A 15,557-nucleotide genomic window follows, 5' to 3' on the forward strand; every position below is an offset into this window, starting at 1 on the left:
GCCTTCCCCGGGAGGCCGTCAGCCCGTTTTCGAGACGACGCGCCAGCCAAGGACCCGCGCCGAATGGATTCACCCCCCAACGACCTCGACACACACGCGCTCGGCCGCGCCGCCCCCGGGAAGGGTCTGGCCCGCGAGGCTTGCCCCTACGCGGAGGGCACGCAGGCCCGCACGCTCTGGCTCGCGGGCTACGACGAGGCCCTGGCGGACGGCGCCGCGCCGGTCATCGGCGGCATCGCTCAGCACCCCGTCGACGGGGGGCGATGATGGACGCCCGGACCGCCCCGCATCCCGGCGCGACGGCGCACCCGGCTCTCGACCGCAAGTCAGTCGGCGCCGTGGTGCTGGGCAACGCCCTCGAATTCTACGATTTTACGGTGTACGCCTTCTTCGCCAAGCCCATCGGGGCGGCGTTCTTCCCGGCCACCGATCCGACCCACAGCCTGCTCGCGTCCCTCGCCCTGTTCGGCGTCGGCTACGTCATGCGGCCGATCGGGGGCGCCCTGATCGGAGCCTTCGCGGATCGCGCCGGGCGCAAGCCGGCGATGCTGATCACCATCGCGCTGATGGCGCTCGGCATGCTGATCCTGGCCGCCTGCCCGTCCTACGCGGCGATCGGCGGCTGGGCGCAGGTGATCGTCATCGTCGGGCGGCTCATCCAGGGGCTCGCCCTGGGCGGCGAAGTCGGCCCGTCCACCGCCTATCTGCTGGAGGCGGCCCCACCGGATCGGCGCGGCTTCGTGACGAGTTGGCAGATCGCCAGCCAGGGCTGCGCCGCCCTGTTCGCCGGGATCGTGGCCACCATCCTGGCGCTGTCCGTCGGCGAGCACGCGATGGCGGATTGGGGCTGGCGGCTGATGTTCCTGCTCGGTCTCGGCGTGGTGCCGGTGGGCTTGATCATCCGCAGCCACCTGCCGGAGACCGCTGGCGCCGAGGAGGATCCGAACGCCGCCGCCTCGACCCTCGCGGTGGTCGGCCGGCTCCTGCGCGAGCATGGTCGCCTGCTGGGGCTGACCTTTTTGGTCATCTCCGCCTCGACGGTATCCAACGCAGTCGGCACCAACATGCCGGTCTATGCCGGCGCAACCCTCGGCCTGAGCGAGACCGCCGCCACCGCGGTTCCGATCGCGCTCGGGCTCGCTTCGGTGGCGTTCCCGCTGCTCGGCGGCTGGCTGGCCGACCGGGTCGGCCGGCGGCCCGTGATGATCTGGCCGCGGGCGGCGATCCTGATCCTGTCCGTGCCGGCCTTCGCCTGGGTGGTCCAGGCGCCGAGCGCTGCCAGCGTCTACGCGGTGACGTTCCTGCTCTCCGCGCTGTCGTCGATCAACGCCGCTGCGGTGATCGTCGGCATCCCGGAGGCCCTGCCCCGGGCGGTGCGCAGTGCCGGCCTGTCGATCGTCTATGCGGTCGCGGTCTCGGTCTTCGGCGGCAGCACCAACTACATGGTCAACTGGCTGATCGCCACGACGGGAGACCGGCTGGCGCCCGCCTACTACCTCGCGGCCTTCAGCCTGATCGGAACAGTCGCCGCCTTCCTGCTGCCGGAGACCCGCGGCCGGGACCTAGATTCGAACAGAGAGGCCGGGACAACCTGATCGGATCGCCCGGTCGGCGGAGCGGCGATATGGTCCTGAAAGCCGCTCCGGAACGCGCCCATGCGCCCCGGGCGGCTCTTCTGCCATGCTGATGTGCGCTGCCGCACAAACGTCGCGGCGGAGGCCGCGCCGCGCTGCCGGGAAACTGGGTGACGTGCCCGCCGGGGCCTAAATCGGCGCCATGTCGATTCCCCCTCAGACGCGCCGCCCGCTGGTTCTTGCCGCGGTCATGGCGGCGATGTTCATGATCGCCATCGAGGCGACGATCGTCTCCACCGCGATGCCGCAGATCGCCGGGCAGCTCGGCGACCTGCATCTCTACGCCTGGGTGTTCGCGTCCTTCCTGCTCACCCAGACGGCCACCACGGTGGTATTCGGCAAGCTGTCCGACCTCTACGGGCGCCGGCCGGTGCTGATGTTCGGCATCGCGGTCTTCCTCCTCGGCTCCCTGCTGTGCGGACTTGCGTGGTCGATGCCCTCGCTCATCCTGTTCCGCCTCGTGCAGGGCATCGGCGCGGGGGCGATCCAGCCGGTGAGCCTGACAGTGGTCGGCGACCTCTATTCGGCGCGGGAGCGCGGCCGGATCCAGGGCTACCTCGCGAGCGTCTGGGGCATCTCCTCGGTGGCCGGCCCGCTGGTCGGCGGCCTGATCATCGGCCATCTGAGCTGGTCCTGGATCTTCTGGATCAACCTGCCCATCGGTCTGATCGCGGCCGGGCTGTTCCTGCGCTTCCTGCATGAGGGCGTGGAGCGAAGCCGCCGCCGGACCGACGCCCTCGGCGCGGCCCTGCTGACCGCCGCCATCGCGGCGCTGATGATGGCATTGACCGCCGCGGGGGACTCGCCCGCCGCCGCCCTGTGGCCGGGCGTGGCCTTCGTGATCGCCGCAATCCTGTTCGTGCTCCAAGAGCGGCGCGCCCCGGACCCGATGCTCGATATCCGCCTGTGGTTGCAGCGCCCGATCGCCACCGCCAACACCGCGACGCTGCTCTCCGGCATGACGGTGATCGGTCTCACGGCCTTCCTGCCGATGTACGTGCAGGGTGTGCTGCGGCAATCGCCCCTGATCGCCGGCTTGACCCTGACCCTGATGGTGCTCGGCTGGCCGATCGGCGCCACCACGGCGGCGCGCAGCTTCGTGCGCTTCGGCCTGCGCCCGATCCTGCTGATCGGAGCGGGCTTGCTGCCGCTTGGCGCAAGCGTCTTCATAGCGCTGACACCGGACACGTCGCCGGTCGTGGCGGCCTGCGGTTCGGTCGTGATGGGCCTCGGCATGGGCTTCCTGTCGACCGCCGCCATCGTGATCATCCAGGACAGCGTCGCCTGGGCGCAGCGCGGGGCGGCCACCGCCTCGAACATCTTCGCGCGCAACCTCGGTTCGACCCTCGGGGCCACCGTGCTGGGAGCGGTGCTGAACTATCGGCTCGCGCACCCGTCGAGCGGGCCGGCGGTGGATTCCGACCAGCTCCGGCGCCTCCTCGATGATCCGGGAAGCCTGGGCGCCGGCGGCGACGCGATCCGGGCCGGACTCCAGCACGCGCTCCACGGCACCTTCTGGACGGTCTTCGCGGTGGCGGCGCTGACACTCGTGCTGTCGCTGCTGGTGCCGCGGGTCGCGATCTCGGACGCGCCGCGCGAACTCGCGGTCGAGTAGGCCGGCCCCGGACTTTGACCTTGCGACGCAGGCCGCCTAGCGTCCCGCCATGCCCCTCGTGCCGCCCCCGCGCCCCGCGTCCCAGCCCGCTTCGGATATCCCGCCGACCAGCGTGCTCACCGCCAACCAGCCGGAATGGACGGTCGGCGATCTAGCGGGCGCCCTCAAGCGCACCCTCGAGGACGCGTTCGGGCATGTGCGCCTGCGCGGGGAGATCTCGGGCTACCGCGGGCAGCACGGCTCCGGCCATGCCTATTTCTCCCTGAAGGACGGGCAGGCCCGGATCGACGCGGTGGTCTGGAAGGGCGTGTTCGGGCGTCTGCGCCAGAAGCCCCAGGAGGGGCTGGAGGTGATCGCCACTGGCCGCATCACCACCTTCGCGGGCAAGTCCTCGTACCAGATCGTGGTCGAGAGCCTGGAGCCGGCGGGCCTCGGCGCCTGGATGGCCCTGCTGGAAGAGCGCAAGAAACAGCTCACCGCGGAAGGGTTGTTCGCCCCGGAGCACAAGCGGGCGATCCCCTATCTGCCGCGGGTGGTCGGCGTCGTCACCTCACCCACCGGGGCCGTGATCCGCGACATCCTGCACCGGCTGGAGGATCGGTTCCCGCGGCCCGTGCTGGTCTGGCCGGTGCGTGTCCAGGGCGACGGCGCGGCCGAGGAGGTCGCGGCCGCGATCCGCGGCTTCAACGCGCTGACGCAGGGCGGTCCGATCCCGCGCCCGGACGTGCTGATCGTCGCCCGCGGTGGCGGCTCGATCGAGGATCTCTGGGCCTTCAACGAGGAATGCGTGGTCCGCGCCGCCTTCGAGAGCGCGATCCCGCTGATCTCGGCGGTGGGGCATGAGACCGACACCACGCTGATCGACTACGTCTCCGATCGCCGCGCCCCGACCCCCACGGGGGCCGCCGAGATGGCCGTGCCGGTCCGGGCCGACCTGATCGCCACGGTCGCGGATTTGTCCGCCCGGGGCATCGGCGCGGTCGGGCGCCGGATCGAGCGCGACCGGGCAGACCTGCGGGCGCTCGGGCGGGCGCTGCCCGGCGCCGACGCCCTCCTGGCGGCCAAACGCCAGCGGCTCGACCTCGCGGAAGCCCGCCTCGCCCCGGCGCTGGCCGCGGGCGCCAGCCGCCACCGCGCCCGGCTCCAGCTCCTCCTCGACCGGATGGCCCGGCGCTCCCCCGACGTGGCGCTGGCCAACGCCCGCGCGCGGTTGGGGCGGATCGATCACCGGCCGTTGACCGCCCTGCGCAACGACGTGCAGCGCAAGGGCGAGGCCCTGGTCCAGCTCGGGCGCCGGCTCGTCGTGGCCCGTGACGCGAGCCTGGAGCGGGCCCGCGCCCTCCAGGCCCGCCGCGCCGACCGGTTGCTCGCCCTGTCCGACCGGCACGCCCAGGCCGGTGCGCGCGGCGTCGAGCGGCGGCGCGACCGTCTGGAGGGCCTGGCGCAGCTCCTGGGCTCGCTCAGCTACCGCGCCGTGCTCGACCGCGGCTACGTGCTGGTGCGCGACGCCGCCGGCCTGCCGGTCCGCCGGGCTGCGGAGGCCGCCGCCGCCGCCCGCCTCAGCCTCCAATTCTCCGACGGGACCGTCGCCGCCGTGCCCGAGGGGACATCCGATCCGTCCCTGCCGCCAAAGCCCGGGCGTCGCGGAAGCACGCCCGCGTCCCCCACGCCCGGACGGCGAGCCAGCGCGCGTGCCGCAGCGACCCGACAGGGATCCCTGTTCGAGGCCTGAGCGGGCATTCTCGCCACGGCACGCGCAGGCTGCCGCCGTCGGCACGGGATGTCCGGCAGCCCCTCCTCGGCCGCGGCGCGTGTGCCACGGCTGACGTTCGGTCCGGTCGGCCGCGGCGCTTGCGGCCGGGCGACGCAGAAGCCGCCGATCGATCGGCTCTCAGAACCCGCCTGACCTCCCCGGAGCGGACGGGGTCCGCCGCAGCCTGCGCCAGCCCGCAACGATCCCGGTCACCGCGACGGACGCCGCCAGGAGATTCAGGATCCATTGGCCCGCATCGTGGCGCAGGCGGTTTCCGGTGAGCCCCGGCAGGTCGAGGCGGTGCGGGGCATCGAACAGCCAGCGGCTGATCCGGCCCGAGTGATCCAGCCGCTGCAGGATCCTCCCGTCCCGGGGGTCGATGTGGAGCCACGTCGAGGCCGGATCGTCGAAGCGCAGGCGCAGCACCGGGAGCGGCCGCGGATCGGCGCCGTGGGGATACCAGTAGGCATCGTAGGCGGAGAGCTGCTTGGCCGTCCGCAGGGAGCCGCCCGGCACAGCCCGAGCGGCCGCACGGGCGATGGTGCCGGCTTCGAGGTGGCCGCCCTCCGCCCCGGCGGCGCGGACGCACTCCGGCGCCTGGGCGACGATCCACCAGTCTCCCCCGATGGCGGCAAATCGCAGGCTTCGGGTCTCCGGCGCGGCGAAAACCTGCAGCTGCCGCGGGTTGAGCCCGAGCGGCGGCGGCGTTCCGGCATAGGCGGAAAGCAACTCCGCGGGCGGCCGGACCGACGAGAACCAGCGGTTCGGATTCATCGAGATCCAGCCGCTCACGATGAACGCGCCCAGGCCGATCCCGCCCGCGAGGCCGAGCAGGTGGTGCCAGCGCGCAAGCCCCCGATAGGGCGTCACGGCGCCGCCCGCGTAGCGTCGCCGGAGGCGCAGCCGCCAGATCCCGATCAGGAGGCCGCTCAGCGCCCCGAGGGACGCGAACCCCGACAGCCAGAGCAGGAGCGTCCGCCACAGCTCCGCGCGGGCGCGCAGGGGCGTGAGGTAGATCCAGTGCGCCACCGAGCCAACCCAGTTCCAGGCTCGCTCGGACCGGGTCGTGTCGAGGGCGATCTCGCCGGTGACCTGAGACACGTAGAGTTCGGTTCCCGCCGGATCGCCGAGGGCGACCTTTAGGAACGGCCGGAGCGGATCGTACTGGGCCGTGACGGTCCACTGGTCGCGCTCCACCGGCTCGACGCCCGCATCCGAAAAACCCGCGGCCGCGAGACGCAGCGCCTCGCCGGGCGTCACCGGCCCGAGCAATTCCCCGGTCCGCGCCGAGACCGTCGCCCGGGTCCCGTCGTGCTGGCTGATCCGGTAGACGGGCTCCGCCCCGCGCATCTCCAGTACGAAGGCCGCGGGTACGCCGACGAGGCCGCCGGCGCGGAGCGCGTCGTCCGGCGCAACCGAGACCCGATCCCAGGCGATCGGATCCAGCCGTGCCAGGTGCTCGGTCTCGGTGAGCGTCGGGAACGGCACGTAGAGCATGACCAGCCCGGAGCCGATCCACAGGGCGAAGAACAGCCCCGCGGCGATTCCGGCCCAACGGTGGAACAGGAGCAGCCAGCGCCGCCCCGCCTTGGCGACCCGCCGCGGCCGCCTCACCACGTCACCGTATAGGCGACCTCGGCCGATCTTGGCCGCCCGAGCAGCCAGTTGGTTCCCACCCCGTTCGCGGCGTTGCCGCTGATCGCGTAGACTTTGTCAAACAGGTTGTAGACGCGCAGGCTCAGGCGCGATTCGGCCGTCACTTGATGGTCGAGGACGAGGTTGACGAGGCTGTAGGCCGGGCGCCGCGCCGTGTTGCCGAAGTCGCTGTAGACCTGTCCCACGTTCTGCAGACCGATCCGCGCGGTCCAGTCGCGGACGGGATCCCAGGTCAGCCAGAGGTTGGCCACGCGCTCGGGCACGTCGATCGGCTGGTTGCCGGCATACGAGACGGTGGCGCCGCTCACGGTCTGGTCGAACCGGTCGTACTGCGCGTGCAGGAGCGCGAGGTTGCCGTCGAGCCGCCAGCCCGGCGCGAACCGCCAGCCCAGCGCCAGTTCGAACCCCTGCGAGGATTGGCTTCCGACCTGCGTGGAGAGCGTCGGTTGCCCCGGCACGGCCGAGATCAGATTGTCCTTGACGATCCGGTAGCCGGCGACCGTCCATTCGAGGGCGCCGTCGAAGGCGAGACCCTTGGTGCCGATCTCGACCTGGTCACCCGTGGCGAGCTTGAAGCCCGCCAGGGACTGCGACAGGGTGATCAGGCTGTTCACCGGGTCGGTGGCGACGCTGTACTGGGCGTAGAGCGCGCTGTCCGGCGTCGGGTTGTAGACGAGACCGAACCGGTAGCCGAGGGCGCGGTAGGTTTTTTCGAATCGCGATCCCGTCTGCAGATCCTCCCGGTGGAGGGTCGGCACGTCGAGGCGCACCCCGGTGAGGAACGACAGCCTGTCGGATAAAATCACGCGATCCTCGGCGAAGACCGAGGCCTGGCTCGTCTGGGTGGCGTAGGCCGGCCGCGCTCGCCCGTCCTGCGGGAAATAGCCGGGATCGTAGCCGGTCAGCGGCACGCTGGTGGTCTGGTCGAAGTAAAAATTGTTCGTGTGGCGGAAGTCGATGTGGTTCACGTCGAAGCCGGCCACGAACGCGTTCTGCAGGCCGAACAGGCTGCCCTTAAGGCTCGCGTCGAGCCGGTCCCCGACCTGCTCCTGGCTGTGATAGATTTCCAGATCGTCGCTCCGGTCGACCAGCCCGGAGCCACGACTGTAGGAATACTGCTCGACGTCGAGCCAATGGCGCCGGCTGGTCAGCCGATAGGCGGTGTTGCGCACCGTGATGTCCGCCGAGGGCGACCACTCGGCCTTGAGCTGGGTCCAGTTGTCGGCCCAGGTGATCTTCGCGTCGCGGACGTTGTAGTTGTTGAACCGGATCAGGTCCGGGATCCGGCCCCCGACGAGCGGCGTGCCCCAGTAGCGCGCCGGCTCCTGGTAGCCGAGATCGTGGCTGAGCGTGAACGCGAGGTCGGGGCTCGGCTGGAACAGCAGGGCGGCCGAGACCGCGAGATTGCGAAAATCGCCCTCCGGCCGGACCCAGCCGTCGGCGCAGTTGCCACTGACGCTGAGGCGGTACGCGAAGGTGTCGCCGAACTCGACCTGTCCGAGCGCCCCGCCGGAATCGAGGGCGAGCCGCGCGACCCCGTCCGTCCCGATGACCGCGCGGGCCGTATTGATCGGCACGAAGACCGGTTTCTTCGGCACCACGTTGATCACGCCGCCGATGGCGCCGTCGCCGTAGAGCACCGAGGACGGCCCGCGCAGCACCTCGATCCGCTCGACGTTCCAGGTGTCGAACGGGAAGGTGACGGTGTTCGCACCCACGTAGAAGCGCGTGCCGTCATAGAGCTGCTGGATTGAGTTCGGGCCTGCGAAGCCGCGGGACGTGAAGGCGCCGTTGCCGTTGCCGGGTGCCGCGATCGTGGTGATGCCGGTCGCGTCCTGGGTCACGGCCTCGGCGATCGTATCCTGGCCGCGCAGCCGGGCGGTCTCGCCCGACACGATGTCGAGGCTCGCCGGCGTCTCCAGGGGTGTCAGGCCGATCCGACTCGCGGTCCGGTCGGGCGTGCGCAGGTTGAGGCCGTTCGGCGTGACGCGGTTCGGATCGCCACCGGAGCCTTGGACGGAGAGTTCGTCCAGGGTGACGGCCTCCTGCGCCGCGGCGGGATTTGCCAGGAGTGTGAGGAGCAGGCCGCAGACCGGGGCGGACCCGCCGGAGCGGGGGTGATGGATCGATGGGGACATGTCGGGGAAAGGTCCGTGCGCAGCTCCCGCCGGCCTGATCGTCCTATAAGCAACGTAATAACACTGCAATTCCTCGATCGTCCGGATCGCGGACCGCCGACGAGCGCGGGACTGCGTCGTGGGCTCACGGTCGAACGAAACGAGACGGCGGGAACGGACATCGGGACTGGCGTCGCGGGCGCGCTTGCTGTGGCACGTCACCGCGAACGAGGCCTCGCCGACCGTGCGGGCGCACGGGCGTCTCGACACCCGCCAGGACACCCCGCCCGACGCGTTTCGCGTGTGACCACGGCTGACGGCAGGTCTCCTGGCTCACGGGTCACCGCCCTCGCACCGTCTTCCCGGGGATTACCCAGTGACGTGGTGGTGAAGGGCTCGCCGCTTACAGTTGCGGGGGCAGCCACGGCCTCGGGACGGATCCCTCACCGCGTTCCCTTTTGATCCCCGAAGGGAACCGTCGGACACAAGCTTGGCTGCACGCGCCTGGCGCGTCAAGCGTCGGGAATACCCTGCCTGGGGATCCAGCGGCGCGAAGGTCGGTACGCCATCTTCAGCGGACAAACGAATCTGTGCCGTAATTTTAGGGCGTCTGCTGAGCACGCATCGTTTTTGTGGGTTTTACAGATGCGAATTTAATAGCTTTTCCTGCCATGCAATCCCTTATTTACTTACCAATAGTTACGCATCAAATGCTTAAAGATTTTGCATTTTGTCGAAATGGAATTTCTTGTCTCAAAATTCAACCAATCTGTTAGGGTGCGCGCGTTGATGTTGCGTATTATAACCTGACCGAATCGGCACTGATTTTGAGACGGTTAGGCGAATGTCGCAAGATGTGCATAGTACGGAAAAAAGATCCATTTTTAGCTTGAGAAAACTGATAGCTGGATCATTCGTTGTCCTCTTCATACTGTCTATGTTGATCGGCATATTCGCGATCAGCCGTGTCGGGCTGATCAACCAGGCCGCACAGTCGGTGGTCGGCGAGATCGATGCCGTGGCCAATCTGGGCCTCATGAACGAGGAGAGCCAGGAACTTCGGGCCCTGGATATCCTGGCTCATAACGCGCGCGGGAAGGACCAGGCGCGGTCTTACGAGGCCCAGCTCGAGACGGCGCAGCAAGCTTTCTCGACGGCCTGGAGTCGCTATGCGCCGACCGTATCCGGCCCGGAGGAGCAGGCGCTCGCACATCGGCTGCGAGAGGCGTGGCAGCATTTTCTGGCGCTCGAGAGCCAAGTGTCCGCGCTCGATCGGGCCGGCGAGCACGCCCTGGCCGATACGGTCGTGTTCGGCGCCTTCGGCGAGGACGCGGAGGCATTCCGGAAGGCGGTCCGCGCGGTCCTCACCTATCGCCAGACGCGGGTCGCCGATCAGACCGCGGCGACAGACGCGGTCGGCCGGGCGTCGACTCTCTCGGTGGCCGCCGCTCTGGGCATCGTGGCGATCCTGACCCTCGTCGTCAGCGGCTTCATCATCCGCAGGGTGGCCACGCCGCTCATGACGATGACCGGCATCATGCGGCGCCTCGCCGAGAACGACCCCGACGTGGCGGTTCCCGCGGGCGATCGCACGGACGAGATCGGCGCCATGGCCGGAACCCTACGGGTCTTCCAGGAGAACATGCGACGGTCCAGAACCCTCGAGCAGGAGGCGGCCGAGGCGCGCCTGCAGGCCGAGGCGCAGAGCCGACAGGAGATGGCCGAAATGGCCGGCCGCTTCGAGACGGCGGTCGGCGGGATCGTGACCACGCTCGCCACGGCCTCGACGCAACTGCGCGGGACGGCCCGGTCCATGACGGGGATCGCCAGTGAGACGGCGGTGCAGTCCACCGCCGTGGCGTCCGCGGCGGAGGAGGCCGCCGCCAACGTCAAGATGGTGGCCAAGGCTGCCGGGGATCTCGAATCGTCGGTCCGCGAAGTCGGTCGTCAGGCCGAGGTTTCCTCCGCCATGGCCAACGGCATCGCCGGGGAGGCCGCGCAGACGGCTGCTTTGGTGCAGGCGCTGAGCGGGGCGGCCGCCCAGATCGGCGACATCGTCGGCATCATCTCGACTCTCGCCAAGCAGACCAACCTTCTGGCGCTGAACGCCACGATCGAGGCCGCCCGCGCCGGGGAGGCCGGACGCGGATTCGCCGTGGTGGCGGCCGAGGTCAAGGCTTTGGCGACCCAGACCGCAGCGGCCACGAACGACATCGCGCAGCATGTGGCGACCATCCAGGGATCCACCTCCGATGTGGTCACGGCCATCGGCGGCATCACCACCCGCATCCAGGACCTGAGTGCGGCGGCGGCTTCGATCGCGGCGGCGGTCGAGGAGCAGAACACCGCCACCCAGGAGATCGCACGCAACATCACCCAGGCGGCGACCGGAACCGGGGAGGTCACGGCCACGATCACCGGCGTCGCGAACCGGGCCCAGGAGGCCGGATCCGCCGCCGGTCAGGTGCTGGAGGCGGCCAATGCGCTGTCCGGGCAGGCGGAACACCTCGGCGGCGAGGTCGCCCAGTTCCTCCGCACCATCCGGGTGGCCTGAAGCCACCACGCAGCGCCCCGAGGCCGTCGATCGCGTCGCTGGCCGCTCCCGCCCTCGGGCTCACCCGCAGAGACATGAGCTCATGCCAGCAAGACCCCGATTTTTTGCCGTCGCATCCTCCCGCCTGAGAGCTTCGGGATTGGCGCTGGTCCTCGGTATCGCCGCGGGCTGTGGCGCGCCCCCCGCCTCCGCCCGGACGATCGGCGTGACGATGGTCCCGCCCGTGGCGTTCTTTCAGTTCCTCCGCGACGGCATCCAAGAGCGCGTGAAGGCTTATCCTGGCCAATCCGTGCTGTTCGCCCATGCCGAAACCGGGGATGGCGCGAAGCAGATCGAGCAGATCAAGGCCTTCATCCGCGACAAGGTCGAGGCGCTGATCGTCCTGCCGGTGGAGGCCGCCGCCACCGCGGAGATCACCCGGCTCGCGCAGGATGCCGACATCCCCCTGGTCTACGTGAACAATGGCCCGCGCGAGGACTGGTTCGCCGGGCGGGTCGCGCTCGCCCTCCCGAACGACCTCGTGGCCGGACGGCTGCAGATGACCATGCTGGCGCAGATGATGAACGGCCAGGGACGGCTCGCGATCATCCGGGGGCCGGCTTCCCACTCAGCCTCGGCCCTGCGGACGCAAGGGGCGAAGGAGGTGCTGGCGGGCGTTCCCGGCATCACGGTCGTCGAGGAAGCTGCGGCGGACTGGGACCGCAAGCGGGCCGCGTCCCTGGTGGCGAAATGGCTGGCCGACGGCCGGAAGATCGACGCGATCGCCGCCAACAACGACGAGATGGCGATCGGCGCGGCGGACGCGCTCGAAGCGGCCGGGATTCCTCTAGGACAGATCCTGATCGGCGGCGTGGATGGGACACTCGACGGCATCGAGGCGATGCATCGCAAGCGGATTCACGTGACCGTCTTCCAGGATGCGGCCCTGGAGGGCGGACGCGCCGTCGACGATGCCGTCAAGCTGATCCGGCATGAGCCGGTCCAGCAATACGATTGGATTCCCTTCGACCTCGTCACCGACCGGACGCTGCCGCGCTATCTGCGGACATGGGCGTGCGGCACCTGCATGGACGACGCGCCACGCGGCGAGTGCCTGACGGAAGGACGGTAGATGACAGATCCGGGATCGCGGAGATCGGCCCGGCACCGGTCCAATTCCTCATCCTGTATGTTTTCGAAGAAATATCAGCCATTATATCAGCATGTTATATCTTATCGATGAATATAATATTGATGTAAAATAGAATTCTATAGTATTTATACAATATAACAAACATGGAACGAAACGTGTTCCGCCGCGTAAACCGTGCGGTTCTTGGCGGTCACATGTCGGGATATCGAAGACCTCGTGATTGCGTCCGCCAAGCTCTTGTCGGGCGACCGGGATATGGCCGGTCGGTATCGCGTGAGGAGCGCGCAATGCACACGACGTATCGACTGGAAAATCCTGGTCATCCGGGAGGTTTCGTGCGTCGGCAGATCCTGGAACCGCGCAATTTGACGGCCATGAGCGCCGCCAGCAGGCTCGGCGTTCCGCGCCAAGTCCTGTCCGAATTTCTCGCGGAGAAAACCAGTCTCACAGCCGATCTGGCTCTGCGGATCGAAATCGCGTTCGGATGCGGGATGGAAACGCTGATGGAGATGCAGACGCGCTTCGACATTGCCCAGGCGCGGAAGAACGCCGGCGCGATCCGCAATGAGCTGGCGGCCACCTGCACGGACACGGGCAGCCATGGGCCCGACGAGCGGCCTCAGCCGATCATCAAGCGCGTTTACGCGTCCAGGTGATGCCGCCCCCCCAGGGATGGGTAGCGGTGAAGCCGAAACCGCCCTCCTCGGAGGGCCGATCGGCGCGGGGACGAATGCGCCCATCCCCCTGAGGCGGGTTGAGGCGAGGACCGGCGGCGCCCGGCGCCTTTGCCGCTGCGCCTCCGCGATGATAGAGCCCAGCGACCCCATGGGTCCGGACGTCCGCGACGCCGCGGCCGATGCGCCCGGACGTTCCGTCCGAAGCGGAGACGGGTGCTGGCGGAATCATGACGACACGACCACCCCCCCGCGGCGGCTCGAAGGGGCGCAGGCCCCCGGCCGGCAAGTTCCAGGCTGACGGGCGTGCCCGCACCGGCCCCCGTACCTCCGCCCGCGATGCCGCCGAGCGTGCGGCCCGGAACCGCGGCGACGATGCCGGCGCGCGCGATCCCTGGACCGCGCAGGGTACCCCCCAGGCGGCCGCGAAGCCGAAGCCCCGCATCGCCTCGGGAGGCCCGCCCGGGCGGCCCGCCCCTGCGCCGGCCCGTACCAGATCCGCCCCCAGACCCGCCGCGAAGCGCCCCGAGGCTCCGGTCCCGCCCCCTGCCCCACCCGCCGGCCCGACCCGGCGCGAGCAGCGCGCCGCCGCCTCCGCGACCCTCGCCTCGGGCGTGCAGACCCTGACGGTCGAGCCGGACGAGGCCGGCATGCGCATCGACCGCTTCCTCACCGCGCGCTTTCCCCTCCTGCCCTTCACCCGGGTGCAGAGCATCGTCCGGAAGGGCGAATTGCGGGTCGACGGCAAGCGCGCCAAGCCCAACGACCGGCTGGAGCCCGGCATGAGCGTGCGCGTGCCGCCGCTGCGCCTCGACCAGCCGACCGAGCGCCCGCGCAATGCCGGGCGCGACCAGGACGACGCCGACTTCATCCGCTCGCTGATCCTCTACGAGGACGCCGACATGATGATCCTGAACAAGCCCTTCGGCCTCGCGGTCCAGGGCGGGTCGGGGACGGTCCGGCACGTGGACGGGCTGCTCACCGCGCTGACCGGGCCCGACGGCCAGAAGCCGCGCCTCGTGCACCGGCTCGACAAGGACACGGCCGGCTGCCTGATCGTCGCCAAGACCCGGCTTGCCGCCGCGACCCTGGCCAAGAGCTTTCGCTCGCGCGCCGCGCGCAAGATCTACTGGGCGCTCACCGCGGGCGTGCCGCGGGTCCGGCAGGGGCGGGTCTCGACCTACCTCGCCAAGGAGGAACTCACCGACGCCGACGCGCGCATGCGCGTGGCCAAGCACGGCGACGAGGGTGCGAGCCACGCCCTGACCTACTACGCGATGGTCGATCAGGCCGCCCAGAAGCTGTCCTGGCTGTCGTTCAAGCCGGTCACCGGGCGGACCCACCAGCTGCGCGCCCATGCGGCCCATATCGGCCATCCGATCGTGGGTGACCCGAAATATTTCTCGGTGGAGAACTGGGAATTGCCGGGCGGCATCCAGAACCGCCTCCATCTGCTCGCCCGCCGGATCGTGATCCCGCACCCGCGCACCGGCCGGCCCGTGGACGTCAGCGCGCCGCTGCCGCCCCACATGGCCCAGAGCTGGAACCTCCTGGGCTTCGACGCCGCCCGCTACGACCCGATCGTCGAGGCACCGGAGGCCTGAGCCATCAGCCACGGCACGATCGCATCGGCGAGGGCGGCGGGGGCTTCCAGGGGCAGCATATGCCCCGACCCGTCGAGCACCGTCAGCACCGCGCCGGGGATGCCGGCCTGCAGTTCCAGGGCCTCGTCGAGGCCGCGCAGGGCGTCCTGGGCGGCCGCCACGACGCGCGTCGGGCAGGCGATCAGGCCGAGCCGCGCTTGGTCGGAGTCCCGGGCCTGCCCGGCCTGACGCAGGAAGACCGGGCCGCCGAGCCGATCGCCCATCCGCCGGATGCGCGCGATCAGCGCCGCATCACCGGCCCGTTCCGGATGGACCGACTGGAGGATCGCCGACCGGCTCAGGCCGGCGAAGCCCCGACGGCGGACATGGTCGACCGCGGCGGCCTTCCGCTGTGCCTGGGCCGGCGTGTCGGCCCGGGCCGAGGTCGCGATCAGCACCAGCGCCCGCACCCGTTCCGGCGCGCGCCGGGCGATCTCCCGGGCCACGCAGCCGCCCATGGAGAAGCCCACGAGGGCGAATCGGTCAGGCGCCGCGGCGATCGCCCGATCCGCCATGGCGCGGATCGTGGCGTCCCGACTGAGGTCGCCATGCGCGATCGGCCCGACCTGTGCGAGTCGGTCGGCGACATCGGACCACAGATCGGCATCGGTCATGAAGCCGGGGAGCAGGAGGAGGTTCATCGCCGGACCGTCTGTCCGCTTCGTTGCGGGTGAAACGCGGGCCATGATGGCGGGTCTCATCGGGCGGATACCTTGGCAACCGGTCGCCCCGCCTCATATGCTCCGGCGCGCCGCCGATCCGAAGCGGCGCTGTTCCCC

Annotated in this window: 11 protein-coding genes and 1 riboswitch; of the genes, 8 read left to right on the plus strand and 3 right to left on the minus strand. The window is 70.0% G+C overall.

The window, feature by feature from the left end:
* Positions 1 to 63: 63 nt before the first annotated feature.
* From MKK69_RS24285 to xseA, 4 genes are all read left to right on the plus strand, one after another.
* Positions 64 to 267, plus strand: coding sequence for an Rmf/CrpP family protein (locus tag MKK69_RS24285; protein ID WP_243972139.1), 204 nt, complete (start codon positions 64 to 66; stop codon positions 265 to 267).
* Complete coding sequence (locus MKK69_RS24290) at positions 267 to 1,595, plus strand: MFS transporter (protein ID WP_243972298.1); 1,329 nt, start codon at positions 267 to 269, stop codon at positions 1,593 to 1,595. The genes MKK69_RS24285 and MKK69_RS24290 overlap by 1 nt, the downstream gene beginning before the upstream one ends.
* Before the next feature lie 181 nt (positions 1,596 to 1,776).
* A complete protein-coding gene (locus MKK69_RS24295; RefSeq protein ID WP_243972141.1) occupies positions 1,777 to 3,249 on the plus strand; it encodes an MDR family MFS transporter in 1,473 nt (490 codons plus the stop codon).
* 49 nt (positions 3,250 to 3,298) lie between these two features.
* The gene (xseA, locus tag MKK69_RS24300; protein ID WP_243972142.1) at positions 3,299 to 4,981 is read left to right on the plus strand and encodes an exodeoxyribonuclease VII large subunit; all 1,683 of its coding nucleotides are present in this window, start codon (positions 3,299 to 3,301) and stop codon (positions 4,979 to 4,981) included.
* A 159-nt stretch (positions 4,982 to 5,140) separates the two neighbouring features.
* Here the strand turns inward: xseA and MKK69_RS24305 are convergent, their stop codons facing one another.
* Both MKK69_RS24305 and MKK69_RS24310 read right to left on the minus strand, forming a co-directional pair.
* The gene (locus tag MKK69_RS24305) at positions 5,141 to 6,619 is read right to left on the minus strand and encodes a PepSY domain-containing protein (protein WP_243972144.1); all 1,479 of its coding nucleotides are present in this window, start codon (positions 6,617 to 6,619) and stop codon (positions 5,141 to 5,143) included.
* Positions 6,613 to 8,796, minus strand: a complete 2,184-nt coding sequence (locus MKK69_RS24310; RefSeq protein WP_243972146.1) for a TonB-dependent receptor — start codon at positions 8,794 to 8,796, stop codon at positions 6,613 to 6,615. The genes MKK69_RS24305 and MKK69_RS24310 overlap by 7 nt, the downstream gene beginning before the upstream one ends.
* Before the next feature lie 279 nt (positions 8,797 to 9,075).
* Positions 9,076 to 9,270, minus strand: a riboswitch (cobalamin riboswitch).
* A gap of 349 nt (positions 9,271 to 9,619) precedes the next feature.
* On the opposite strand from MKK69_RS24310, the gene MKK69_RS24315 reads away from it, so the two are divergent.
* The 4 genes from MKK69_RS24315 to MKK69_RS24330 all read left to right on the plus strand — a co-directional run bounded on the left by MKK69_RS24315 (position 9,620) and on the right by MKK69_RS24330 (position 14,739).
* The gene (locus MKK69_RS24315; protein WP_279598590.1) at positions 9,620 to 11,329 is read left to right on the plus strand and encodes a methyl-accepting chemotaxis protein; all 1,710 of its coding nucleotides are present in this window, start codon (positions 9,620 to 9,622) and stop codon (positions 11,327 to 11,329) included.
* A gap of 211 nt (positions 11,330 to 11,540) precedes the next feature.
* Complete coding sequence (locus tag MKK69_RS24320) at positions 11,541 to 12,440, plus strand: substrate-binding domain-containing protein (protein ID WP_243972300.1); 900 nt, start codon at positions 11,541 to 11,543, stop codon at positions 12,438 to 12,440.
* Between the two features lie 308 nt (positions 12,441 to 12,748).
* Positions 12,749 to 13,117, plus strand: coding sequence for a HigA family addiction module antitoxin (locus tag MKK69_RS24325; RefSeq protein WP_243972150.1), 369 nt, complete (start codon positions 12,749 to 12,751; stop codon positions 13,115 to 13,117).
* A 248-nt stretch (positions 13,118 to 13,365) separates the two neighbouring features.
* Entirely contained in the window at positions 13,366 to 14,739 is a 1,374-nt protein-coding gene (locus tag MKK69_RS24330; protein ID WP_243972153.1) for an RluA family pseudouridine synthase, read from the plus strand.
* Here MKK69_RS24330 and MKK69_RS24335 read toward each other — a convergent pair.
* Positions 14,706 to 15,419, minus strand: a complete 714-nt coding sequence (locus MKK69_RS24335; RefSeq protein WP_243972155.1) for an alpha/beta fold hydrolase — start codon at positions 15,417 to 15,419, stop codon at positions 14,706 to 14,708. The two genes, MKK69_RS24330 and MKK69_RS24335, sit on opposite strands and share 34 nt — an antisense overlap.
* Positions 15,420 to 15,557: the final 138 nt, after the last annotated feature.

It is taken from the genome of Methylobacterium sp. J-026 (genome assembly GCF_022829585.1).
GTDB lineage: Bacteria > Pseudomonadota > Alphaproteobacteria > Rhizobiales > Beijerinckiaceae > Methylobacterium.

Bases quoted from the DNA above. Each gene is read 5' to 3' on its own strand.
- MKK69_RS24330 (WP_243972153.1), top strand. From the start codon at position 13,366: ATGACGACACGACCACCCCCCCGCGGCGGCTCGAAGGGGCGCAGGCCC.
- MKK69_RS24285 (WP_243972139.1), top strand. From the start codon at position 64: ATGGATTCACCCCCCAACGACCTCGACACACACGCGCTCGGCCGCGCC.
- xseA (WP_243972142.1), top strand. From the start codon at position 3,299: ATGCCCCTCGTGCCGCCCCCGCGCCCCGCGTCCCAGCCCGCTTCGGAT.
- MKK69_RS24315 (WP_279598590.1), top strand. From the start codon at position 9,620: ATGTCGCAAGATGTGCATAGTACGGAAAAAAGATCCATTTTTAGCTTG.
- MKK69_RS24320 (WP_243972300.1), top strand. From the start codon at position 11,541: ATGGTCCCGCCCGTGGCGTTCTTTCAGTTCCTCCGCGACGGCATCCAA.
- MKK69_RS24290 (WP_243972298.1), top strand. From the start codon at position 267: ATGGACGCCCGGACCGCCCCGCATCCCGGCGCGACGGCGCACCCGGCT.
- MKK69_RS24325 (WP_243972150.1), top strand. From the start codon at position 12,749: ATGCACACGACGTATCGACTGGAAAATCCTGGTCATCCGGGAGGTTTC.
- MKK69_RS24295 (WP_243972141.1), top strand. From the start codon at position 1,777: ATGTCGATTCCCCCTCAGACGCGCCGCCCGCTGGTTCTTGCCGCGGTC.
- MKK69_RS24335 (WP_243972155.1), bottom strand. From the start codon at position 15,419: ATGAACCTCCTCCTGCTCCCCGGCTTCATGACCGATGCCGATCTGTGG.
- MKK69_RS24310 (WP_243972146.1), bottom strand. From the start codon at position 8,796: ATGTCCCCATCGATCCATCACCCCCGCTCCGGCGGGTCCGCCCCGGTC.